This window comes from Mesobacillus jeotgali (genome assembly GCF_014856545.2).
Classification (GTDB): Bacteria; Bacillota; Bacilli; order Bacillales; family Cytobacillaceae; genus Mesobacillus.
Window position 1 is genome coordinate 4,337,515 of record NZ_CP109811.1, and the last position, 24,403, is coordinate 4,361,917.

16 protein-coding genes and 1 riboswitch are annotated in these 24,403 nt (G+C 42.7%); of the genes, 8 read left to right on the forward strand and 8 right to left on the reverse strand.

All coding sequences use genetic code 11. The features are described 5' to 3' along the window. Window positions 1-118: 118 nt before the first annotated feature. A complete protein-coding gene (locus tag FOF60_RS22160; RefSeq protein ID WP_413632782.1) occupies window positions 119-6,982 on the forward strand; it encodes a pullulanase in 6,864 nt (2,287 codons plus the stop codon). Window positions 6,983-7,152: 170 nt separating this feature from the next. On the opposite strand, the gene FOF60_RS22165 is transcribed toward FOF60_RS22160, so the two are convergent. From FOF60_RS22165 to FOF60_RS22185, 5 genes are all read right to left on the reverse strand, one after another. Next, a complete protein-coding gene (locus FOF60_RS22165; protein WP_225650002.1) occupies window positions 7,153-8,100 on the reverse strand; it encodes a sensor domain-containing diguanylate cyclase in 948 nt (315 codons plus the stop codon). A 66-nt stretch (window positions 8,101-8,166) separates the two neighbouring features. After that, window positions 8,167-9,516 (reverse strand): S-layer homology domain-containing protein, encoded by a 1,350-nt coding sequence (locus FOF60_RS22170; RefSeq protein WP_192471034.1) that lies wholly within the window; start codon window positions 9,514-9,516, stop codon window positions 8,167-8,169. A 102-nt stretch (window positions 9,517-9,618) separates the two neighbouring features. Further along, window positions 9,619-10,218, reverse strand: a complete 600-nt coding sequence (locus FOF60_RS22175) for a DUF4304 domain-containing protein (RefSeq protein WP_225649999.1) — start codon at window positions 10,216-10,218, stop codon at window positions 9,619-9,621. A gap of 139 nt (window positions 10,219-10,357) precedes the next feature. Then, entirely contained in the window at window positions 10,358-11,056 is a 699-nt protein-coding gene (locus FOF60_RS22180) for an N-acetylmuramoyl-L-alanine amidase (RefSeq protein ID WP_192471032.1), read from the reverse strand. A gap of 112 nt (window positions 11,057-11,168) precedes the next feature. Continuing rightward, window positions 11,169-11,720, reverse strand: a complete 552-nt coding sequence (locus tag FOF60_RS22185; RefSeq protein ID WP_192471031.1) for a hypothetical protein — start codon at window positions 11,718-11,720, stop codon at window positions 11,169-11,171. Window positions 11,721-12,026: 306 nt separating this feature from the next. Here FOF60_RS22185 and FOF60_RS22190 point away from each other — a divergent pair, with 306 nt between their 5' ends. From FOF60_RS22190 to FOF60_RS22205, 4 genes are all read left to right on the forward strand, one after another. Further along, window positions 12,027-13,070, forward strand: coding sequence for an S-layer homology domain-containing protein (locus FOF60_RS22190; RefSeq protein ID WP_192471030.1), 1,044 nt, complete (start codon window positions 12,027-12,029; stop codon window positions 13,068-13,070). A 239-nt stretch (window positions 13,071-13,309) separates the two neighbouring features. Continuing rightward, a complete protein-coding gene (pgaC, locus tag FOF60_RS22195; RefSeq protein WP_225649983.1) occupies window positions 13,310-14,548 on the forward strand; it encodes a poly-beta-1,6-N-acetyl-D-glucosamine synthase in 1,239 nt (412 codons plus the stop codon). Between the two features lie 9 nt (window positions 14,549-14,557). After that, window positions 14,558-14,926, forward strand: a complete 369-nt coding sequence (pgaD, locus tag FOF60_RS22200; RefSeq protein ID WP_192471029.1) for a poly-beta-1,6-N-acetyl-D-glucosamine biosynthesis protein PgaD — start codon at window positions 14,558-14,560, stop codon at window positions 14,924-14,926. Between the two features lie 276 nt (window positions 14,927-15,202). After that, a riboswitch (cyclic di-GMP riboswitch) is annotated at window positions 15,203-15,285 on the forward strand. 355 nt (window positions 15,286-15,640) lie between these two features. Beyond that, window positions 15,641-16,891, forward strand: coding sequence for a DUF5068 domain-containing protein (locus FOF60_RS22205; RefSeq protein WP_225649982.1), 1,251 nt, complete (start codon window positions 15,641-15,643; stop codon window positions 16,889-16,891). Between the two features lie 41 nt (window positions 16,892-16,932). On the opposite strand, the gene FOF60_RS22210 is transcribed toward FOF60_RS22205, so the two are convergent. Beyond that, window positions 16,933-18,396 (reverse strand): S-layer homology domain-containing protein, encoded by a 1,464-nt coding sequence (locus FOF60_RS22210; protein ID WP_192471028.1) that lies wholly within the window; start codon window positions 18,394-18,396, stop codon window positions 16,933-16,935. Between the two features lie 207 nt (window positions 18,397-18,603). On the opposite strand from FOF60_RS22210, the gene FOF60_RS22215 reads away from it, so the two are divergent. Further along, a complete protein-coding gene (locus FOF60_RS22215) occupies window positions 18,604-19,221 on the forward strand; it encodes an S-layer homology domain-containing protein (RefSeq protein WP_192471027.1) in 618 nt (205 codons plus the stop codon). Window positions 19,222-19,416: 195 nt separating this feature from the next. On the opposite strand, the gene FOF60_RS22220 is transcribed toward FOF60_RS22215, so the two are convergent. Together FOF60_RS22220 and FOF60_RS22225 are read right to left on the reverse strand one after the other, a co-directional pair. After that, the gene (locus FOF60_RS22220) at window positions 19,417-20,178 is read right to left on the reverse strand and encodes a polysaccharide deacetylase family protein (protein WP_225649981.1); all 762 of its coding nucleotides are present in this window, start codon (window positions 20,176-20,178) and stop codon (window positions 19,417-19,419) included. 107 nt (window positions 20,179-20,285) lie between these two features. Then, window positions 20,286-21,440, reverse strand: a complete 1,155-nt coding sequence (locus FOF60_RS22225) for an endo-1,4-beta-xylanase (RefSeq protein WP_192471026.1) — start codon at window positions 21,438-21,440, stop codon at window positions 20,286-20,288. Window positions 21,441-21,804: 364 nt separating this feature from the next. Here FOF60_RS22225 and FOF60_RS22230 point away from each other — a divergent pair, with 364 nt between their 5' ends. Both FOF60_RS22230 and FOF60_RS22235 read left to right on the forward strand, forming a co-directional pair. Continuing rightward, window positions 21,805-23,559 (forward strand): sensor histidine kinase, encoded by a 1,755-nt coding sequence (locus tag FOF60_RS22230; protein WP_192471025.1) that lies wholly within the window; start codon window positions 21,805-21,807, stop codon window positions 23,557-23,559. After that, window positions 23,549-24,334 (forward strand): response regulator transcription factor, encoded by a 786-nt coding sequence (locus tag FOF60_RS22235; protein ID WP_192471024.1) that lies wholly within the window; start codon window positions 23,549-23,551, stop codon window positions 24,332-24,334. Before FOF60_RS22230 ends, FOF60_RS22235 begins: the two co-directional genes overlap by 11 nt. Window positions 24,335-24,403 lie beyond the last annotated feature (69 nt).

Below are 24,403 nucleotides of genomic sequence, written 5' to 3' on the forward strand. Positions count from 1 at the left end.
AGCCTAATTTTTTTATTCACTTGTGCAAACGGTTTCACTAGTGGTAAAGTACTAGATTGATTTTTTATAATCTACTACTCTACTGCATAATTAATAAATTAAGGGAGGAAAAATGTTAATGAGAAAGAACACCAAGCGTAATTTCTCGATCTTCTTGACTGCGATCATGCTGTTGAGCCTGTGGTTGCCATTTGTGCCTGCTCCTCAAGCATTTGCAGAAGACACTGGCACTGCTGTGGAATCAACTGACCGCACTGTCCGTGTGACTTACATCCGTGAAGATCAGCAGTACGAAGGCTGGAATATTTGGGTCTGGGGTACTGGCAGACAAAATGATCAGATTAATTTCCAATCATATGAAGGTGGAGTGGCAACAGCTGATATTGCAGTTGCACCTGAAACCAGCAGTATTGGTCTTTTGATCCGCAGCACAGACAATTGGGACACTGCGGTAAAAGAATTCGATAAAGACCGCAACATTCCGGTCAATAAAAATGACTCCATCACTAAGGCATTCATCACTAGTGGTGTTGAACAGATGCATATCGTCCCTGATGGATCTGGTCCTAAAATTGACCAAGGAAATGCTACTTTCTACTATCGTGACAAAGAACTTTTTGCTAAAGATGAAATGGACACGATTGAAAAAGTAGAATTGAAATTTAATGATAAAATCATTCCAATGAACTATGAGTCAAAGAATGAGAGATTCGTAGCTACTTATGAAAATATTCCTAATGGTACAACTGCCTACTCTTACGTTGTAACCATGAAAGACGGAACTACAGCTGAAGTTAAAGACCCATACAATCCGACTTCAGAAATCGTCTTCCAAAAGGCTGAATTAACTGTTTCAGGAACAGTTAAGCCAGCAGCGATTGATTACAACCAGAATGCTGTATTAACCGTTGATGTGCAAGGAATGACTGATGGCCTATCCATCAGCAAAATCACAGCTGATATTTCGGCCCTTGGCGGTTCTGACAAGCTGGAAATCGATCCTTCCTTAAATACAATCACCATTGCAGTGGATGACAATGTAACAGCAGGAACAAAAGAAATTCCACTAACTGTTGTAGATTCTTTCGGAAACTACTACAACGGTTCAGCTAATGTAGAAGTTAAAACAAGACAAGCTGTCGGCGAAAATGACTTCGACTGGGATGAGTCGATCATTTACTTCATGCTGACTGACCGTTTCTTTGACGGTGATGACACGAACAACGATCCTTACAACCTGAACTACGATGCTAAAAATGACCGCGGTACATACCAGGGCGGTGACTTTAAAGGAATCACGCAAAAATTAGATTATCTTGATGACCTGGGTGTAAACACCATCTGGATCAGCCCGATCGTGGAAAACACCAAGCATGATGTACGCTACAATGAACCTGAAGGCCACTCTTACTACGCTTACCACGGATATTGGGCTAGTAACTTTGGTCAATTGAACCCGCACTTCGGTTCAATGCAAGACTTCCATAACCTGATTGACGCAGCTCACGAGCGCGGCATTAAAATTATGGTGGACGTAGTATTGAACCATACTGGTTATGGTCTGAAGGATATTGATGGCCAAGTGGCTAATCCTCCTGCCGGATTCCCGACAGATGAAGATCGCGCAATATTCAGCGACTTGCTTCGCCAGGGAGAGAACGTTGGCGAGGATACAGTCGTTGGCGAACTATCTGGCCTTCCTGACTTGAAGACAGAAGACCCTGCAGTACGCAACGCGATCATCCAGTGGCAGACTGACTGGATCGAAAAATCCAAAACAGCTAAAGGAAATACTATCGACTACTTCCGCGTGGACACTGTAAAGCACGTTGAAGATGCAACATGGATGGCGTTCAAGAACGCGATCACCGAAAAAATGCCGGAACACAAAATGATCGGCGAAACTTGGGGAGCAAGCGCTGGAAATGACTCTGGCTACCTTGAATCAGGTATGATGGACTCCCTGCTAGATTTCGGATTCAAAGGCATTGCTCATGATTTCGTAAACGGCAAGCTAAAAGCAGCCAACGATGCCTTGATTTCCCGCAATGGGCAAATTGACAACACTGCTACACTTGGCCAGTTCCTTGGCAGCCATGATGAAGATGGATTCCTTCATGCTGTGGGCAATGACGAAGGCAAGCTGAAGATTGCTGCCTCCCTGCAGGCAACAGCAAAAGGCCAGCCTGTCATTTACTACGGCGAAGAACTTGGACAAACAGGAGCGAATAACTATCCGCAATACGATAACCGTTATGACCTCGCCTGGGATCAGGTAGAAGGCAATGACATTCTTGCACACTATAAAAAAATCCTGAACTTCCGCAGTGATAACTCTGAAGTTTTCGCTAAAGGTGAACGTGCGACAATCGGCGGAACAGACGCTGATAAGTTCATGGTTTTTGCCAGAACTTATGGAAATGAAGCTGCATATGTCGGCTTGAACGTTTCTGACACAGCAAAAGAAGTGAAATTGACAGTTGATGCAGATGCGGTCGTTACAGACCACTATTCAGGCCAAACTTACACTGCTTCAGAAGCGGGAGAAGTCGTTTTAACAATCCCTGCCAAAGCTGATGGCGGTACTGTTTTACTTACAGTTGAAGGCGGTGCGATTACGGCTGCTGTATCGGCTGGTACTGAAGATGGCGGCGGAAATGGTACTGTTGATCCAATTCCTGAAAATCATGTTCGAATCCACTACAAGCGTGACGACAACAATTATGAAAACTTCGGTGCATGGCTGTGGAATGACGTAGCCTCCCCTTCTGCCAACTGGCCAATGGGTGCTACAATGTTCGAAAAAACAGACAGCTATGGCGCATACATTGACGTAGAGTTAAAAGAAGGCGCCAAAAACATCGGTTTCCTGGTAATGGATGTAACAAAGGGTGATGCTGGTAAAGACGGCGGAGACAAAGGCTTTACAGTCACATCACCAGAAATCAACGAGATTTTCATCAAGCAAGGCGATGACAAAGTTTATAAATACGAGCCAGTCAACCTTCCTGAAAACACAGTCCGCGTTCACTATGTACGTGACAACGCTGACTACGAAAACTTCGGGCTTTGGTTCTGGGGAGATGTTACATCTGCTCCTACAAACTGGACAGCAGACGCTCCAAGCTTCGAAAATACAGACCGTTATGGTGCGTATGTCGATATTGAGCTGAAAGAAGATGCAAAAGAAATCGGGATGATTACCCTAAACAAAGCAACACAAGAAAAGGACGGCGGGGATAAGAATTTCAACCTCCTGGACAAATACAACCACGTATGGGTAAAACAAGGCGATGACAATGTCTACGTTTCTCCATACTGGGAGCAGGCAACAGGACTTGTATCTGCAGAAGTTCTCAATGAAAAAACAATTCTATTGGGCTTCACGCTAACAGACGGCCTGACACCTGATGCTCTAAAAGATGCTCTTGAAATCAAAGACGCAGACGGTACTGTAGTAACAATCGACAGCGTCGAAATCACAGGCGCTACTTCTGTAAAAGTTACAGCACAATTCGCTTTAGACAAGCTTCCATTATCCGTAACATATGCAGGCAGAACCGTTTCAGCTGCTTCTGGCTGGAGAATGCTTGATGATATGTATGCTTATGACGGAAATGACCTTGGTGCTACCTACAACAACGGCGGAGCAACATTGAAGCTTTGGGCTCCAAAAGCAAGCAAGGTTGTCGCAAACTTCTTCGATAAAGACAATGCAGCTGAAAAAATCGGCAGCATCGATTTGGAGAAGGGTGACAAAGGAGTCTGGTCTGTTGACATCGCTCCTGAAGACCTAAACGCAACTGATCTTGAGGGTTATTTTTACCAGTATGATGTAACAAATGACGGAGTGACTCGTCAGGTTCTTGATCCTTATGCAAAGTCAATGGCAGCTTTCACAGTTAATACCGAAGGAGAAGCTGGTCCAGACGGCGACACTGTCGGCAAGGCAGCAATCGTTGACCTTAGCGATACAGATCCTGAAGGATTCAGCCACGCGAAAATCGATGGCTATGAAAAGCGCGAAGATGCAGTCATCTACGAGGTTCATGTACGTGACTTCACTTCAGACCCTTCGATCGAAGGCGACTTGAACGCAAGATGGGGCTCTTACAAAGCGTTCGAAGACAAGCTTGATTACATTAAGTCTCTCGGCGTAACACACGTCCAATTGCTTCCTGTAATGGCTTGGTATTATGGTGACGAAACAAAGATGGGCCAAAGAGAGCTTGAATACTCTGCTGGCAAAAACGAGTACAACTGGGGCTATGACCCACACAGCTACTTCTCGCCGGATGGAGCTTACTCACTTGACCCAACAAACCCTGAACAACGCGTAAAAGAACTGAAAGAAATGATTGATGCAATTCATGATGCTGGAATGGGTGTTGTCCTTGACGTTGTGTACACTCATATGGCAAAAGCTAGCCAGCTGAATGATATCGTTCCTGATTACTATGCGTTCCAGGACGCTCAAGGCAACTTCCTTGGCGGCTTCGGAAACAACCTGGCAACAAGCCATACAATGGCTGAAAAGCTGATGGTAGATTCAGTGAAATACTGGTTCGAAGAGTATAAGATTGACGGCATGCGCTTCGATATGATGGGTGACGCCACCTATCCATCTGTTCAAAATGCATATGACGCAGCAGCAGCAGTAAATCCTAATGCATTGTTCATCGGCGAAGGCTGGAGAACATTCGCAGGCCACATCGCTGAGCCAGAACTAGCTGGCATGGGTGCTGACCAGGATTGGATGGACAAGACAGATGACGTTGGCGTATTCTCTGACGAAATCCGTAACGAATTGAAATCAGGCTTCGGTTCTGAAGGTGAACCTCGTTTCATCACAGGCGGAGCAAGAGACATCAACACAATCTTCAACAACATCAAAGGTCAGCCAAGCAATACCGCTGACGACGATCCAGGCGATATGGTCCAGTACATCGCAGCGCATGATAACCTGCCGCTTCACGATGTTATTGCACAATCAATCAAGAAGGATCCAGCAGTACCGGAAAATGAGTTGGAAATCCATAAGCGTATCCGCATTGGAAACTCGATTATTTTAACATCACAGGGAACAGCATTCCTTCACGCTGGCCAGGAATATGGCAGAACGAAGCAGTGGAAAGCCGATGGAGTTCCTGAGCAAAAGTACCACGAGCTGAAGGATGCACAAGGAAAATCATTCGGATACTTCGTCCATGACTCTTATGATTCATCCGATGCAATCAACATGTTCGACTGGGAAAAAGCAACAAACAAAGACGAATACGAAGTAAACACAACAACCCAAGCCTTCACAAAAGGTTTGATTGAATTGAGAAAGTCAACGAACGCTTTCCGCCTTGGCGAAATGGAATTAGTTGACCAAAACGTAACATTGCTTGATATCCCTGAAATTCAGGATACAGACCTTGTCATCGCATACGAAAACGTATCGACTGACAACACCGGCAACTACTATGTATTCGTGAACGCAGATACACAGGCACGTACATTGACGCTTGGCGATTACAACTTCACTGGAGGCAAGGTACTTGTTGACAGTGACGAAGCTGGTGCGAAGCCTGTAGCTGAAAGATCTGGATTCAAATTAACAAACGACACTCTGACAATCGACCCATTGACTACAGTAGTAATCAAGCTGGATCGAAAAGCGACAGACGCTCCTGCTGACAATGGTGGTTCCAATCCAGGACAGCCAACAGACCCTGGCAAGCCTGCTGACCCAGGCAAACCAGCTGAGAAGCCTCACACAATCGAGCTTCCTGAACATGCAGCAGAAGTCGTGAAGGAAAAGAACCCTTCAGGCATGATTGAAGTCATCACGAAGGTAGCAACAAATAAAGTAGCTGAAATCGTCAATGCGATTACAGCTGAAAAGTCAAACGTAGCTGTTAAGCTTGAAAAGCCGGCAGCTGGCGAAAAAGTAAAAGCACAGCTTCCTGCAAGCTTATTTACTGAAGCTGCAAAGAAAAACAAGCAGGCAACAGTTGAAATTGTTACAGAAGATGCTAGCTATACTCTTCCTGTTTCAGAAGTAAATGTTGCGGATCTTGCTAAAAAGCTTGGCGTGTCTGCAAGCGACGTCCAGATTACTGTTTCCGTGAACGTGGTGAAGCCAGACGCTAAAAATAAGCTGAACATTAAATCTGCGATCATCGACTTTACAGTTGAAGCAGCAGCCGGAAGCAAGAAAGAAGAAATCAAGGAATTCAGCACCTATGTGGAACGCGAAATCCTTGGTGATTCAAACTTCAACGCTTCCAAAGCAGTCGCTGTAAAACTGAACGAAGATGATACATTCAGTGCAGTTCCTACATTATTCGATGGGAATAAGGCAACGATCAAGTCATTGACTAACTCAACCTATACAATTGTTGAAAATGATGTGACTTTCACTGACGTAAATAATGGCAAAGACTGGGCTGAGCAGTACATCGAAGCTCTTGCATCCAAGTACATCATCAAAGGTAAGGGCGACGGAACATTCGGCAGCACACAGCAGCTGACTCGTGCAGAATTCACTGCATTGCTTGTACGTGCGCTTGGACTGCCTGGCGAGAAATACGACGGCCGCTTCAAAGACGTAAAAGGCAATGAATGGTTCAACGACAACAACGCATTGATGGCAGCAATCGAATACGGCATCATCCAGGGCAAAGGCAACGGAACATTTGCTCCTGGCGAAAAGATCACCCGTACAGAAGCTGCAGCAATGATCGGACGCGCGATGAAACTCGATTTCATCAACTACGATCTATCCAAATTGGATAAAACGAAGACACTTAAAAACTTCACAGATGCTGGATCAATCGGCAACTGGGCCAAAGCAGACGTAGAAGCAGTGTACCAGGCAGGCATCATGAACGGAAAAGCAAAAGACAAGTTCGGACCTGCAGGCAACACACAACGTAACGAAATGGCCAAAATCCTTGCTAACTTCCTCGAAAAAGCGAAGTTGATGAATTACTAGGAAAAGTGTAAGTGCCTTGTTCAGCCCCGACAAGCGCTGGAGGGCCTGACAGTGAAGTCGTACTTTGACTTCATTGGCAGGACCGAAGCGACTCGAGGGGCTAGGCACTGAAGCTGGACAAAACAAAGTGCCAGGCACCTCCCATTCATTGGGAGGCGCCTGGCACTTTTTCATATCATTACAAGCTTCCTATTCTTCTTGTTATGGTACATATCTTGGTCTGCCTCGTTAACAAGCTTATCCATTTTATATAAAGAGTGATCACAAAAAGCATAACCAACTGAAAGACTGACAGATAATCCAATGCTATCAATACTATGGCTATTCACCTTTTCAGCGATTTCTTTAACCATTCTGTCCATATGATCGCGGCTAAAACCAGTGGCTAAAAGGGCAAACTCATCTCCCCCCATTCTGGCAACGACGAGTTGGTCAGAAGCAAAACAATTCAAGATGCTGGCAGCCGTTTTGATTAACAGATCCCCTGCCTTATGGCCATAATGGTCATTCACATGCTTCAAATCATCCAGGTCGCACATAATGACCGCAGCAGATAAATCCTCAACAGAATCATACTTTTCAAGTACCTTCTCAAAATAACCCCTATTGTACAGACCTGTCAGATCATCATGATTGATCCGATACTCCAGTTCCTCCTGAAGTTTGATTTTCTCTGAAATATTTCGGAGTATTCCCTGCAAAGCGACGATTTCTCCATCCTTGTAAACAGGGGTCGTATATTCTTCATACCAGGTATAGCCGCCTTTCCGGTCATTTATCCTATATATGATCGGCTGATTGTAATCCACCTCGCCCCTGATTTTCTTCCATAGCATTTCTAAATCGTCAGGATGTACCAGGTAAAAGAATTTTGATGGATCCACGAAGGCGTCCTTCGCCATTTCCTCTCCGAAAAAATGCTCCAGAGGCGGCATGACATAACGAAACTGGAACCCCGGCTTCTTTTCAAAATAATAAATAATATCCTTCGTACTCGCTACCAGACCAGAAAAGCGCTGATCCTCCTCAAACTGTTCCCTTTGAATCCTTCTCTTCTCAAAAAAATGAAAAACCCCAAAACCAGCAGCCCCCGCCAACAAACCAAACAAAAACATCATCAACTCCACTTAATTCATCCCTTCCAGGTGACAGGCACCATCCATTTAATGGATGGTGCCTGTCACCTAATTCAAATTCAACTCTTCTTTTACATAGGCTACTGGCTTGAGGTTTTGATCATAGATAACAAGGGTGATATAGAACTTGCCGTCTTTATTGGTTTCTTTGAAGTTGGTTATGGCAACTGCCGATAAACCGAAGCTGTCATTAATTTTAAAGATGCGGTCTCCTTTGGCGGAAATGGCATCATTGTATGTGAAATCTGAATAACTGCCGTGCAGTGAATAATAAGATCCAAGTGTCTGATAGTTTGCAGGAAGATTCGTGGAAATGAAATAAACCCCTCTGCTATTGTCCACTTTGAAAATACCATTGCCATCGATTTTGTCTGCTGAGGTTTGGGTGATGATAGCAGGTTTGAGTGTAATTACATTTTCCTGGTAGGCCAATGGCTTTTTATCCTTGTCATAGAAAATGACCGTAACATATCGTTTTGGATCAGAAATTTCTTCACTAGAAATGTGGGTAATAATGGCTGAATTTCTTCCAATCGTATCGATCCTCCCAGGCTTTCCCATCATTTCTGAGAGGTTAATCGGTTTTTCTGACACCTTCCATGCCAAGAATTCCATCCCGGGCTGAACGTAGTCTTTAATTTGACTTAACACTCCGCCTTTCCCGCCGAGAGCAACATGGGCTTGATTGGTAGTCCAATAATATGGGTTATCCGTATCCAGCCCGACCAGATCAACTTTAGGAAGACTGACTGACTTTTCATCATCAGATGGTGTCTTAAATCGGTCATCAATTGCCCTGGCTAAGAAAACCGAGAACTCCACTCTCGTTAATGGTTTATTCGGTCTGAAGGTTTTATCAGCAAAACCAAACGTGATATTGTTAGCGGCAAGCAAGTTAATATCATCATAGGCAAAATGTGTTTTGCCCACATCTTTAAATTGACCTTTATAATTCCCTTCCAGCTTGTATGCCTTCGCTACAATAGAGGCCATTTCACCGCGCGTCAATGACTTGGAAGGCAACAGCTTGCTTTCTGTAATGACTTCCGTCAAAATACCTTCACCAATCAGAGCTTTTACCGGCAGATAATATGGACTTGTTTTACCGACGTCCTTCAACCCAGGATCCTTGTACTTGGAACCATCCAACTTAAAGGCCCTTGCAATCATGATGACAGCCTGTCCACGGGTAATATTTTCCCCCGGACGGAATGTTTGGTCCTTATAACCCCCAATCACACCCTTTTCAACTAAAAAACTGATTTCCTCCGACGCCCAATATGATTCATTTACATCTACAAATTTAGCTTTAGCGAACCCAGGTCCAACGGCAATCAAACTTCCAGTCAGTAAAAACATAGCCAACAAAACTATAAATCTCTGTTTTCCCCTCACCATCACAAACCTCCTACTATTTTCCTATACTTATTTTACCAGATTATTCTAAAAGTCAATATAGAAAAAGTGACAGGCACCTCCCTTTTTTTTGGGAGGTGCCTGTCACGAAATACCTAATCGCTCTGCAAGTTCTTTCGTATATTCTTTTTGCGAGTCATACTCTGCCCGCTTGTAGGATTCCTTTATTCGTTTCTTGGCTTTGTCGCTATAACCGTATGCATGGTACAGGATGGTTAAAAAGTGTGGGGTTTCGTATTTTCCCTGTTCTTCATACTGTTCCATCTCTTTTATTACATCATCTATGCTATTAAACCGTTCGAAGTAAGAGAAAATGACAGTTTCAATGTCAGCTTCAATCTGCTTCTTCAATTCCTCAATATTGGTGTCTGAACTAAGCTTATACCAGTGGTCTGGTATATTTTTCAGCTCGGTAATCCTTTGCCTTAGCACTGAATTCACTTCGGTCGGGAATTGCGGTGGGGCAAAGTCATAAAAGGTCCCAAAGAGTTTATCTGTAAAAATCCCTGTATTGATCGTGAATTCAACCTCATCTGCTGTATTCCACCTTGAGGACTGGATATTCACCGTCAAAGCGAATTCGCCACAGTCCTTTGCAAAATTATTCCCTCTCTTTTTGAAACCCTTGGCTTTATATAACGGGGCAATCGTTTCCTTTATGATTTCTTTTAACATTTGCTGCATGGTCAATGGCTGTAGACTCCCCTTTAATCATTTTTCTTAACACTTTTTGCTATAAGCCAAATAGTGAATGCACCCACTAAAACTATCATTCCAGCAGTAAGCCCTGTTTCAATTTTAAAAATAAAGTGATGGAGCCTCATCATGAATCTCCTTCAAGCTTTAGTTTCGACCAGTCAAACAAGCTTCCCGGATCGTTCTTTCGTTCAGGGGCGTACTCATCATGCCCAATAATATGCTCTCTGTTCCGCAGAATCTTCTTATTCCTGGCGAGGATATCTTCAAGCAGAAGGTTTAGTGACTGGTATTGAGCTTCCGTGTAACCAATATGCTCTTGAGGAATCTTTTTATAGACATCTGCAGAAAGGATTGTTCCCATTTCGGCTTCAGTACCAATCGCCATAAGCTCGATCCCGATTGAATAGTCATTCAAATCATCTTTATATTCAGGATACCCTGGCAGCTCTCCTTTGCCCGCATGCCTGGCAGCCCTGGTTTCCGGCAGCAAATAATAGATTTTCCCTTCGCGGTCAATCATATAGTGAGGTGAAACATCATAATTCACAAAAATTTCCCGGATATCCTCATATATATATGGATTCTCCGGATTCATTGCCGCATGGCTGATAAAATGGAGCACCACATGGGTTTGAACATTACTCCTCGGCACAAAGTTAAGCCTTGGCATGAAATCCTGAATGACAGGGATTCGAATTTCTGTGTAAACATCTCTGCTTCTCTTCGTTTCAGCCTTAACCACAACCTCTTCATGAGTTTGACCAGAACAACCACCCGTTATCACCAAAGAAATCAGAAGCAACAGCAGAATTCTCCCATTCATCCCTGCATTCTCCCTGCCCGTAAATTATAATGAACTACTTCTACATCTGGTCACCATATTCCTTTAAGGTGACAGGCACCATCCATAAATTGGATGGTGCCTGTCACCGATTTTATACCTCTTGAAGTTCATTCATTGAAAACTGTACCTCAATCTCATCTACTTCAACTTCGATTGTTGCGTCACAAAGGTAGACTAATACACTCTCAATTCCAAGGTACTCTTTAGCAAGGTACATAAAGCGCAGCTGCGATTCTCTTAGATTGTCTCTTCCCTTCTTAACTTCAGCAAAAAAGATAGAATCTAAGTTATAAACAAATAAATCCGGGTTTTCTATTGAGACGTTTCCTTCAATCAGCCGGGTCACTTCCTGCTTAAAAGCTGAAATCCTTTCATGATCAATAAGAGTCGCAATCATCCGGTTATATGGGTCAAACATCGATTTCTTTGAGAGAAAATTAAACTCATCCGTAAAAACATGATAGCCATGACTGCGGAAATACTGCTCAGCATGCCATTCACCAAATCCGTACCCATTGCTGATTCCCGGCCCTTTACGGCCAAGCAGAAAAGCAGGAACAACTGCAGGATTCCGTCGTTTCCATTTATGCAGCAACTCTGGATCATAAGGAATCGTAATTTTACTGATGTTTAATGAGTGCATATAAACTCCTACCTTCATCATGTAGTGACATTATTCTCTCTTTTATGTGAGCAGGCCAGTCGCAAGAGTCCCAACTATATAATATTCACAATCTTGAAATAAATTAGTTATTTTTTCCTATTTTATCATAAAATGAAAAGTGTTGTCTGTCTCTTTTTTTCTCTTTGTCTATTTTTAAAAATCATTATATTCCCTCAAGACTCCTCCCTGTTTTAGGGATACTGGGCTAATTAGTCCGAAAGCCACCGGATTTTCTCTCCCACTTCCTTTATACTAATTTTATAGAATATCTAATGAGGTGAAAACTTGAAAAAAGTTATTATTTCTATTGTTTCTGCTGCCATGTTATTTGGTGTTTTCGGAGGCGCTTCAGCAGCCGCTAGTGCGTTTACCGATATTGATTCCTCGCCGATGAAGCCTCATATCGAAAGGCTTGCAAAGGAAAACATCATTAGTGGATATATGGATGGCACGTTTCGGCCAAAGGAAAAAGTAACAAGGGCTCAATATGCTAAAATGCTTGCGCTTGCGATGGGACTGTCTCCAGATGCAAATGCTGCCCGACAGTTTACCGACCTGTCTGACTGGTCAAGACCGTATGTCGGCGCGTTGGTGAAGGCCGGAATCTCCCATGGCAAATCCAAGACGTCTTTTGGCGGAAATGACTTTATCACTAGACAGGAAATGGCCGTTATGTTCGTACGCGCCATGGGTCTGGAAGAGTTTGTTCACATGCTCGACTACAAAAATTCATTTGCCGATTCCAGCAAGATTTCAAGCTGGGCCAAACACCATGTATTTTTCCTGAAGGATATTGGCTTTGCTGACGGAAATGGAACATACTACTTCCCGCAGGATGCAACCACACGTGAAGCATTCGCCAAACTGACCTACCGATTCACAATCGAAGAACATAAGTACTTCGAATTAGCATTGAATCGCATTGCTTTAGAAGTTTATGAAAATATTAAAAAGGTCACCTATCTGGGCGACAGCCTGATTAAGATCACCTATACTGATGGCACAGTGGAAGATGATCATGCTGAGGTATTTCTTGATGAACTGTGGTGGAACTATCATTACTATTCTCTCGAGGAGATGGACGGCCACGACTGGTCCGCAATGAATAGTACCGAAAAACGCGAGCTGATCATGTTCATCCTCGACTACTGGGACACTGACTATGATATCTATGTTCTTACAAGAACGAAGGAAGATGCCTATAGAGTCCTGTTAGAAAGAGTGAATCTTGTATTCCTGCACGAACACCAGCGTTACCAGAACTTCATGCGCGAATTCATCTGGGCAGCCGTTGATACTCGCACAATCGACACTGTCGATGAAGAATAAGAAAGCAGGCTCACCAGTTCCGAATACACGGATCTGTGTGAGTCTGCTTTTTCTAATTACCTGGAACGTGCCTGTCACCTTCCTGTCTCTGGAAGGTGCCTGTCACTTGGTAACTCCAACCAAATCCTCCGGTCAGAACTCTCCAAATACTACCAAATATTAAAGATTGCTAATCTGCAACCCAGCAAAGTAATATCATCTTAATACTACTGAAATTTTTAAATAGGACGGGTGCAAATTTGGTTAACTTCTTAGTGCTGTTTCTATTCTATTATCCACTGGTAATGGGAATTATTTGGGTTACAGGAAGCTTGATTTATTATGTAAAAAAAGAAAAACGCAATTTCATTCCTGAAGAAAATATCAAGGATTTACCCTTCGTTTCTCTGATGATTCCTGCATATAACGAGGAACAGACAATCGAGGAAACAGTAAAATATGCATCAGATCTCAATTATCCGGATTATGAAGTGATTGTCATCAATGATGGCAGCAAGGACCGTACACTTGAGATACTGAAATCATTATTAGACATCTATCCAAGATTGCGTGTCGTCAACATTGCAAATAACAAAGGCAAAGCAAATGCCCTGAAACAGGGTGTGCTCGCTTCCAAAGGTGAGCTCATCGCAACAATTGATAGTGACGCCATCCTCGACAAGGATGCACTCAACTATATCGTCCCGCATTTCATTACTCCTAATAATGGGGAAAGAGTGGGAGCGGTAACCGGCAACCCAAGAATCCGCAACCGGACAAGCCTGCTTGCGAAAATCCAGCTTGTAGAATACGCCAGCATTATTGGTCTGATAAAAAGGACGCAAAGAGTGCTCGGAAAAGTGATGACAGTTTCCGGAGTATTTGTCGTTTTTCGTAAAAAAGCCCTCCTGGACGCGGGGATGTGGGATACTGACCTGATCACGGACGACATTGGTATTACGTGGAAGCTGCAAAGGAGATTCTGGGATGTTCGCTACGAACCGAAGGCACTATGCTGGATGCTCGTTCCAGAAACATTGAGGGGAATCTGGAAGCAGCGGCTGAGATGGACCCAGGGCGGTATCGAGGTCACCCTCCGCCATATGGATATCTTTCTCGACTGGCGTCAGCGGAGGCTGTATCCTGTCTATCTCGAGCAGGTGCTGAGCGTTCTTTGGTCAATCACCTGGTTTGTCTCGCTGCTCATTATGCTGTACAGATACTTTTTCCATCAGGAATTCATCATGCCAACTTTGTGGATCGGAAACTATCTATCTATCATTTGTCTGCTGCAATTCCTCGTCGCCCTATTCATTGAGAAGAAGTATGAAAAAGGAATCTTGAAATACATGCTTTGGGGAATCTGGTACCCAATCCTTTACTGGCATATCAATGCCCTGCTTGTGATCAGGGCGCTCCCAAGAGGGCTAAAGATCCTCAAGAAAAACAAAAAACAGTTCGCAACCTGGGAAAGTCCTGACCGCGGACTCCATTTATAAGGAGACAACATGATCATAAACAACAAGCAGTCCAAACCGCGAAAACTCATAGATCTTCTCTTCACCTTGTTCGGCTGGGCATTTCTCGCATTGTTTCTGTATAACTTCATTACTCATTACGAAGGTACCCTGGATTTCACCTTCCTTGAACTGAATTTAGCTAATGCGAATTCAATTATCCTTATCACCATCCTCGTGGTGATCCTGAGTGCCGCTTTCCTCAGCTGGTGGAGTTCCTATAACAGGCGCAAATACGGACCGCTTAAAAGAAGGACCTTCCCGCCTCAGACAGGCGAAAAAGAACTGGCTGAGTATTTTCAGGTGACCGAAGACGAACTGGGTATAATCCAAGACAATAGTTATATTGATCGGAAGTAAAATTAGCGAGAACACATTGTTTTTTCGGAAACCATTCCAATGTACGTATTGAACTGCACCTCCATAGTAACCACCCTATGGAGGTGTTTTTGTCATCGGCCATTTAAATTGACAATAAACATCCCTTTTTAAACCTAATCTTCTTTATTACCTCATACCAATTCCTCACTAGTCAGTAAGACTCATTTTCAAAAAATACAGCAGTTTCCTGTTTAACCGGCTACTCAACCGGGAAAGAAAGTTCATAGTGCATTTATTCATTTCAGAATTTTCTTTATGTCTTAAGGGCAAAATTGCTGAAAGGCAATGACGCAAAGCTATAGGGGCTAAAGCAAAAACTACGCCTGCCAGCTGCCATCAAACTACATAGTAAAAGGGGATTTATTTGATGTCGACAATCTACCAGCACCTCACACCAGAAGCCAAGCTCAGGAGAAAAAAACGAAACAAAGCTATTATGTACGCCTCCCTCATTCTCCTATCTATTATACTTAGCGCATTAGTCACACTACTTGCCAACCAAATCTAAGGGTGACAGGCACCATCCAATTATTGGATGGTGCCTGTCACTTTTTTTAATTTGGGCCTTTCTTCTCATTTTTGGTAAATAAATGTAAATTATTCGATATTTCACACATCTTTTCTATATAATGGAAAAGTCATTTGCAAAAGACCTATATTGTATGGTCTGTACAAAAGAAAGGGTTGTGAATTATGGATCAAAAAAAGTTTGTATGGGTACTGTTTTCGTTGATGCTTGTCTTAAGTGCTTGTGGAAATGATGAAAAAGCTTCGAAGGCAGAGGCTGAAACGAAACCGAAAACGGAAGACAAGGAAGAAGCGAAAGAGGAAAAAGAAGATTCAGAGGAAAAAACTGAGTCGTCAGCTAGTTCTAATGGCGAACTAAACCCGGCGATCGCTGAGGAAACAGAGGGAAATATAGAGGTTGTCTTCACAAACAATGATGCTAAATATACTCATGATATGAATGGTTTCAAGGTTTCGGTCGATGGATATGAAATTGCAAAGGTGACTGACATAAATGATAGCACGAAAGTATGGTTTGACGATCAAACAGAAGGATATGTCGTTACTGCTAAAGTCACTATTGAAAACGGAACAGACAAAAAAATGTGGTATTCGAACTACCACCGTCTGCAGCTGGCGAATGATTTTGATTTTATCCAGTCAGACGGGAGTAACTTGATTCCGGAAGAACAGAAGATTTTTATGATCAAGCAGAATCAAGATGATTTTACCTTATACGAGCCAAAGGAAAAGGTATCTGGAATGGTGACCTTTGCCCTAACAAATGAAGAGTTTGAGAGAATGAAGACAGTAAAGCCGAAGTACATAATCGAGGGTGGAGTGGCTGATAATGATAGCTTTGAAAATAGCTATCTGCAAAATTCACAATCCTACGATTTTGTTTACAACGATGAGCAATCCAAGCAGGTTGCCTCCCAGCAGGAATTCTACCAGGACCGTTTGACTTCTGATAACTGGGCTGATAAGAAGATGATCTTCGAGAAGAGCGGAATCAATGAGACCCAGCAAATTGGCGATGTAAAGGTGACACTTGACGGTGTACAGTACACGGAAATCATCCCAACAGAAGCCAACAAAGAGATGTTCACTGACTTCGGTGAAAACGGTATAACAGCACTGACAGTGAAAGTGAATATCGATAACCAATCAAGTGAGGCAGTCAGCATTACCAACCTTGGCACAATCCTGAATATTGATGATAACCGTGCACGTTACTTCAGCCAGGGTATCGCTGAGCCAAGCCAGCCGCTCGAAATCGCAGCAGGCCAGCAAGGTGAAAAACTGCACGTCTTCCTATTCAGAAAAGACGAATTCGACCTGTACAAGAAATTCACCCTAGAATTCGGACCGTTTATAGGGAAAGACGGCAACGAAGCCTTCAAAGGAAAAACCGCCACCTTCAACCTGCCAAGATAAAGTTCAGGCACCATCCATTTATTGGATGGTGCCTGTTATCTTTATTTGATATATGGTGATGCAATGTAGCCGATTTTTCTTGTATTGACGTCCTCGACGAGGTACCATACAAAATGATTTGCGGATTTTGAATTTTGATCGGCCATTGGTTCGCCGATTATTTTCACCCTAGAACCTGTGGTTATTGCAATTTCAGATCCACTTCTTGAAGGAATCGCACGCAGGCGGTTTGAATCGTATGTCACAATGTCCCCTACTTTGAAAAATTGTGTTGACGGAGTCAGGTCAGCTGCGTTCAACTGATATGATTTTTTAAGGAACTTGATTGGTGTTCCTGTATTCGGATCGTACTGGAAGTCTTCCTTTTTCAAATCCAGCTTATCAATATTGGTTTCAAGCTGTGGATCGCCTGCATAGAGGTTCCCTTTATCCAAAATGTCAAAAACCAATTCTTGATAAGCTAACGTATTCCTTTGTCCAGTTGCCTGTACTACAGGACTGTTCTTAGGAACAATGCCATTATAGGCCATCACAGCAAAATACCAGCTTTCAAGCATCTTAGGGTCATGGTTATTGATTTTCGGCAGATCGGAACGATCGTAAAACGCCGTTGTCAAAAAGTTAACACCTGCTTTGATGTTTTCCTTCACATTGTATCCCAGTTGTTGTTCAGTGTAGCCAGCCTTGTTAGTAATTTGCATCAAGCCAATGCCGCCATCACCATTTGAGTTCTTTAGTGGATTTCCATCAACAAACTGTACCCAGCCGCTTTCCTTCTCGGCAACTGCCTTAACAATTTCCGGCGGAACATTTGAATCTCTTGCCACTTCCGTAATCAAGCAATTGATTGTCTGTGGATCTGGATTTACCGTTGAGTTTGGATCGTAATCACATGCAGTTCCGAATCTATTAATAGTTTTGAACAGCAAAGTCGCAAAATCACCACGTTTAATCTCATTTGTTGCTCCGAAACTATTAGCAGATATCCCTTTGGTGATACCAGCAGCATAAATTGCATCAATATAGTCAGCGAATGCGCCAGTCGCATCGGTAAATGGTGAATTCTTCACATTCAGCGGGATGTTATAAGCTTTAACAAGAATCTTAGCCATATCTCCTCTTGTCAACTTTTTACTGGTTAAGAATTTACCGCCAGATCCGCTTATTATACCTCGGTAAGATAGATTATTCACCGCGTTGGTATATTGCCCATCAACGTCTGGAAAGCCAGCATCTGGAGCAGTTTCATTTTCTAGTCCTAGTGCTCTTGCAATCATAATTGCTGTAGTACCGCGCGTCATACTATCATTTGTACCATACAGATTTCCAGTTCCCTTTACAATCCCATTAGAATTAAGATATTCAACCGATGATAGATATTTTTCTGGTACATCATCAAACGGCAAAGCCGCTTCAGACGCAGACGGAGCAGCTACGCTTGCCATCACTACAGCAGCAGTTCCGGCTGCCAATAGCTTTTTGTAAATAGATTTATAGATTGCCATTACTTCTTCCCTCCTAGATGAGTGTTTTAAATATGTAGATAGAGAATATTTCCTCTTATTCCATCTATCAGTCTACTAGAATTGGAAGGATAATGGAAGGATAAAAGAGCTTAAGTTTTATATCATAATGCCTTATCGTTATACAATTTAAGTATCGAGATGATAAGGTAAAGAAAGATGGTAAATAAATGGTAAGGAGGAGGAGTAATGAATAAAATAACTCGGATTTTGTTAAGCGCTATGTTATCCTCAAGCCTCTTTGTATTCAATGGTGAAGCAAAAGCCAGCTCATTTAGTGACATCACCAATCACTGGGCAAAGGAAGAAATGGAGTATTTGGTGCAGAAAGGGATTATTGGTGGCTATGCGGACGGAACTTTCAGGCCGAATGAAATTGTCACCCGCGCTCAAGCTGCCATTATGATTGGCCGTGCAAAGGGAATACCTGGGGAACAGCCGGTTGACACAAGGTTTCCTGATGTTCCAGCGAGTGTAACGGGTTCTGGCTATATTCATGAGTTGGAACTAATCGATGTACTGACCGGATTTGGTGACGGCACCTATCGCCCGCATCAACCAGTAAACCGGGGAGATGCAACCGTTCATTTAATCAGATCCGCACTTGCTCCATCAGATCAGCAGCCATATCCTGAAAATCCTTTTACAGATGTTTCATTAAGCCAACTGTCAGGACCTTTCGTCATCATCGCTTACCATAACGGCATCGTAGACGGTTTTGCAGATAAAACATTCCGTCCATATGAGCCGATTACTCGGGCTCAATTTTCAGTCTTTCTATCACGGTCTTTGCAAAAAATAAACTAAGCGGAGAAATCTCTGTCTTACACTTATGCTAGAAGCTCGTCTGTTTAAACAGCCGAGCTTCTTATTGGCTTCCCCCTGAAAGTTTTACCAATGGAGGCAGCCGATTTGCTTTTTCTATCATCAGTGTCTATATTTTCAAACATAAAAAGCCTGCCAAAGGGTAACCCCCATGGCCGACTCTACTCTCCATTTAATTTAATACCCCGTCTCTACCATTCTAATGAAATCCCCTAAAGTATGTTCTTGCAGGATCATAATCCGAGGCAGTTCATATCGGTCACTTTGATCTGTGCTGAGTCCGCCGCCTACTTTGAATGCGCCTTTAAACCCTAGTTCCTCTAAAACGGAGATTGTATCGGCATTATAGCTTCCATATGGATAGGCGAAGGTATTTGTTGTTCTGCCTGTTAACTTTTTAAGGGCATTCGTTGCTTCGTTGATTTCTGTGTATTGCTGCTCCCTAGTTAGATCGGCAAGCGCTGGATGTGTTACGGAATGATTTTGGATATCTACCCCGTTCTCCATTACTGTCAGAAGTTCATCTGAAGTCATATTCCAGCTTCCATCCACCCAATTGGACACCGTGAATTGAGTCGCCTTCATCCCATACTTCTGCAGGACTGGATAGACATACGGATAAAAATCATTTGAATTGTCATCAAACGTCAGGAGAATTGGCTTATTTGGCATCGCCGCTTTTTTATCAAGGATGTTAAAGTATTGCTTCATTGTTAAAGTGCGGTAGCCATTTTCATGAAGATAAGCCATATGCTTTTCAAATTCTTCCAGACTGAATTGATAAGGATTATTCGGGTCTGGATCAGGTTTCACGACATGATAAAGCAAGACAGGAATTTCAACCTGTTCAGTTTGTTTAGCGTTGGCTGGCAGCTGGAATTGAGTACTTGCAATTAGTAATAGGATCAAAGCCATAAACAGTCCTTTAAATTTTTTCATCCGCACCGTTCCCTCCTATTTTTAGCTGCATCCACTTTGTTGTTTAAAACAACAAAGTGGATGCAGGAATTCCCAAGGAAATGCAATCTATTAAGCTATTTATTCTTTTAGTCAATAATAGCCCAATAAGCCGGCTTGGCATTGTATTCAGTATCGAATACAAATGGCGCGTCTACTCCCACTCCATCATTGTACTGTTCGGCACGGTCATTCAGCCAAGTATGGTTATCGGCAACACCCCAGAATGTCACACTGCTAATCTTGTCTCCCAGACTTTCATAAAGTTCGAACAGCTTATCATAGCGTTCTGCCTGGCGTTCGAATTCGAATTCTGGAATTTCATTATAAGATGGATAAGCAGGTCTTGGCGGCCATCCATAGAGGCTTACATCTAGCTCTGTAATTTGATTGTCAAGGCCTAACTCAGCAAACATGTTAATGGAATCTTCCATTTCCTGAAGAGATGGCCAGCCGATTTGGATATGTGCCTGATGCCCAACTCCATCGATCGGAACACCCTCTTCAACTAGTTCCTTCACCAGATTATACAAGTGGGTTCTCTTCGGTTCTACCTCAGTGTTGTAGTCATTGATGTAAAGCTTGGCGTCCTTTGCGGCAAAGCGATTCGCCGTTTCAAAAGCAACCTTGATATACTCTTTACCTGTAATTTGGTACCATGGAGATTCTCGTAAGCCCTCTTCGTTAGGCGCATACTCATCAATTACTTCATTGACAACATCCCATGAGCTCACATCATTTTTATAGCGCTTGACGACCGTTTTAATATGAGTTTCCAATCGTTTTAGCAATAGCTTTTTGTTCTTTTCACGCTGCTTAGGATCTGTTTCATCGACCATAGGGTTTCCTTCTTTATCCAGGAAGAACCAATCAGGGACCTGACTGTGCCAGATCAGCGTATGAAAACGCAGTTCCATGTCATTTTCTTTCGCAAACTTAACGATTTTATCCGCTTCCTCAAAGTTGAACTTCCCTTCTTCAGGCTGGATATTAATCGGTTTCATGACATTCTCGGCCACAATGCTGTTAAAATGACGCTTTAGGACATCAGCGTCCTTTCCTTCGAGCATGCTAGGCTCAACGGCTGCCCCAATATCGAATGAATCTGCATACCTTTCATCAAGTTCCACTTCGACATCCAGTGCACTCACCGGTTCAGCTGCTGCAACATTGGATAATCCGGCAGGTAAAAATAGGGCCAAAGCCAGTCCAGTAAGAAATGGTTTACGCAATACTTTTAACATATTAGGAGTTCCCCGCTTTCTAAAATTGTTTTTTAGCATTTTACACAGTTCTAACGAATTCTCCCCCCTCAATCAGTTTACTTGGTCAGGAACATAAGAAAGGGCTTTCATAGAGGTGTAAAAAAATAGGCAGCAGTTACCTGACGTAAGAAGATTATATCAGCACTAAACTTTGTTTATCCACTTAATAAACTAATAATTTAAAGTTTTCTCTAAAAATGATAAAATAGGACTAGATGGAAAATAAGCCATTTGCATCCTGAATTTTTGTACATTTTACCTGAAATAGACATATCAACAGCGATTAGGAAAGGAGATATAATAGTAAATACAAATACTCATAGAAAAGAAAGGCGAACTCCCCGTGCTGAAACAACTAAAAAAGTGGAACACATTACGCAACCAGATTCTATTTATCTTTTTGATTGTCATGGTCATTGTATTATTGATCGTGAGTCTTCTAACATTAGGACAAGTTTCGGCACTGCTTCAGAACAACGCCGAAAAGCAAATACAGCAAGTAGCGATTGAAGCCAATGGCCGAATCGAATCTCTTTACGAGCAAATCAATATGAATTCAAAGCTTGTCATAACAGATGAAGGGGTTCAAAGAATCTTAACGGATGTCCATGACGGAAAACAGGTCTCTTTTAGCGACAGGCAGCAATTAATGGGGCATATCAACCGGATTATCGGGAATACGGATGGGATTTTTTCCTTTCAGCTGTTTTCTGACAAAAAGCAGCGGATCCTCCCCCTTGATGAGGATGAACTAATAAACCGAATCGGCAAAAAGTGGATTGATGAAGCATATAAGGCAAGAGGACGGATCGTATGGATTGGTGAAGATCCAAATGATAAAAACTACTACCTGGCGATCCGAAGAGTTAATTTAATGGAAAGACAATATAGAAATGGCGGCTATCTTTTAATCAGTATTAACCGGAATCATTTTCACTTTGCGAATGAAAAGTATGAGAACGACCAATACTCGATTCTTTTGGATCAAGATCAAAATCCAATCATTCAAAATTATACCGGCGATATCGAGAGTATCATTAAAAGCAAAGAAAACGTCGTACAGCTAAATGAGCGGGATTATATCGTAACAAAGCAAACATCAAGCCTTACAGGGTGGACTGTCTTCATTTTAACACCTGTCAGTGAGCTGACTGAGGGAATGTCCTGGATCAGGAACGGCATTATATTGTCAGGGGTTGTCGGCCTCATCATTTTTACCATCAGTTCTTTCTTTCTGTCTACCTTGATTACAAGCCCGATATTAAGATTGACAAAAACGATGCAGCGAGCTGGAGACGGTTCATTAACTCAGAATCCGGAAGTGTATTCCGTTAATGAAATCAATGAATTAAACAGCACTTATAACCAACTGGTAAAAGAAACGAACCACTTGATGCAGATGGTTTATCAGAAGGAGATTTTAAGGAGCCAAAGTGAGTTGAAAGCGCTTCAAGCACAAATCAACCCGCATTTCCTATTCAATACGTTAGATGCGCTTCATTGGTCACTTGATGAAAAAGATGAGGAAGAGCTTGCTGAACTGGTAGTGGCCATGTCTGATTTGTTCCGTTATACCATTACAAAGGAAACCGATGATGACTGGGTGTACCTGAAAGACGAAATCAAGCACATCAGCGACTATATGGAAATCATGAAAATGCGTTTTGGCAACAGGCTGCAATGGCATGTCTCGGTCCCGGAAAAATATGAGCATGTCAGAATTCCTAAACTAATCATACAGCCTCTGGTAGAAAACGCAGCCCTTCATGGAGCTGGAAATAAAACAGGAAACTGCCAGATTTCTGTAACCGTGGAACCCGTCAAATATGAGAACGAAGAGCGGATTCGTATCATCGTAAAAGATGATGGATCCGGGATGGATTCAGAGAGGCTGTCACAGATTATCCAATCAATTGAAGATGGCGGTACATCCTCTGCGAGCGGAAAAGGGATGGCTATTTCAAACGTCTATAAGCGCTTAAAACTATATTACCAGGGCCTTTCACACACAGATCTTTTGATTGAGAGTGAGTTGGACCATGGAACTCGGATTACGTTCGAACTACCGATTGAAGGAGGCGAAAAGAATGTTGTCTAAAAATATTTTGATTGTGGATGATGAACCGAGAACGAGGCAAGGCTTGCAAAGAACACTGGAAAGCTGGAACAACGGTGAATTCACCATCCTCACTGCAGAAAGCGGTGAGGATGTCCTGCGAATTGCACAGGAAAAGAAGATTCATATTTTACTATCCGATATCCGGATGCCGGAAATGACAGGTCTGCAGTTATTAAAGACACTGAAGGAAAAAGGAATGAGGCCCGTAGTGATTGTCATATCCGCCTATTCCGAATTCGAGTACGCACAGCAAGCATTAAAGCTCGGTGTCATCAATTATCTTTTAAAACCCATTGGCAAAAAGAAGCTGATCGAAGCTGTCGAAGACGCTGTGAAAATCATGGAAAAGCAAGAAAGGGCCGGGTTGATCGAAAAAGTGGTCGACGAGAAAATAGTCGATACCAGCAACAAGATGGATTCAACCAAAGATACAATCCGCAAGGCAATCATTTATATTGACCGCAATCTAAAGGAAGATTTCACATTGAAAGATGTTGCTGCCCATGTACACTTAAATCCCAGCTATTTTAGCGTATTGTTCAAGGAGCAAGTCGACCTTAATTTCAGTGAATATGTGACCAGAAGAAGAATCCAGCGCGCAAAGGAATTAGTCCTTTCGACGACCCTCCCGATTAATGAGATAGCAGAAGAAGTCGGCTATAAAACCGCAAAGTACTTTATTAAGATTTTCAAAGAAATAGAGGGTATGACACCGAGTGCTTATCGAAAAACAGGAAATGAAAGGGCTTTCTAAAAATAGTAGTATTTTTCCTAATCATAGTTGCCTTTTTTGGTCTCCCCCCTGGTGTTAGACTTTAACTGT

What these genes read in the sequence shown, in the direction of transcription:
- FOF60_RS22160 (WP_413632782.1), top strand. Translation starts at nt 119, where the DNA reads ATGAGAAAGAACACCAAGCGTAATTTCTCGATCTTCTTGACTGCGATC.
- FOF60_RS22165 (WP_225650002.1), bottom strand. Translation starts at nt 8,100, where the DNA reads ATGATGTTTTTGTTTGGTTTGTTGGCGGGGGCTGCTGGTTTTGGGGTT.
- FOF60_RS22170 (WP_192471034.1), bottom strand. Translation starts at nt 9,516, where the DNA reads ATGGTGAGGGGAAAACAGAGATTTATAGTTTTGTTGGCTATGTTTTTA.
- FOF60_RS22175 (WP_225649999.1), bottom strand. Translation starts at nt 10,218, where the DNA reads ATGCAGCAAATGTTAAAAGAAATCATAAAGGAAACGATTGCCCCGTTA.
- FOF60_RS22180 (WP_192471032.1), bottom strand. Translation starts at nt 11,056, where the DNA reads ATGAATGGGAGAATTCTGCTGTTGCTTCTGATTTCTTTGGTGATAACG.
- FOF60_RS22185 (WP_192471031.1), bottom strand. Translation starts at nt 11,720, where the DNA reads ATGCACTCATTAAACATCAGTAAAATTACGATTCCTTATGATCCAGAG.
- pgaD (WP_192471029.1), top strand. Translation starts at nt 14,558, where the DNA reads ATGATCATAAACAACAAGCAGTCCAAACCGCGAAAACTCATAGATCTT.
- FOF60_RS22205 (WP_225649982.1), top strand. Translation starts at nt 15,641, where the DNA reads ATGGATCAAAAAAAGTTTGTATGGGTACTGTTTTCGTTGATGCTTGTC.
- FOF60_RS22210 (WP_192471028.1), bottom strand. Translation starts at nt 18,396, where the DNA reads ATGGCAATCTATAAATCTATTTACAAAAAGCTATTGGCAGCCGGAACT.
- FOF60_RS22215 (WP_192471027.1), top strand. Translation starts at nt 18,604, where the DNA reads ATGAATAAAATAACTCGGATTTTGTTAAGCGCTATGTTATCCTCAAGC.
- FOF60_RS22220 (WP_225649981.1), bottom strand. Translation starts at nt 20,178, where the DNA reads ATGAAAAAATTTAAAGGACTGTTTATGGCTTTGATCCTATTACTAATT.
- FOF60_RS22225 (WP_192471026.1), bottom strand. Translation starts at nt 21,440, where the DNA reads ATGTTAAAAGTATTGCGTAAACCATTTCTTACTGGACTGGCTTTGGCC.
- FOF60_RS22235 (WP_192471024.1), top strand. Translation starts at nt 23,549, where the DNA reads ATGTTGTCTAAAAATATTTTGATTGTGGATGATGAACCGAGAACGAGG.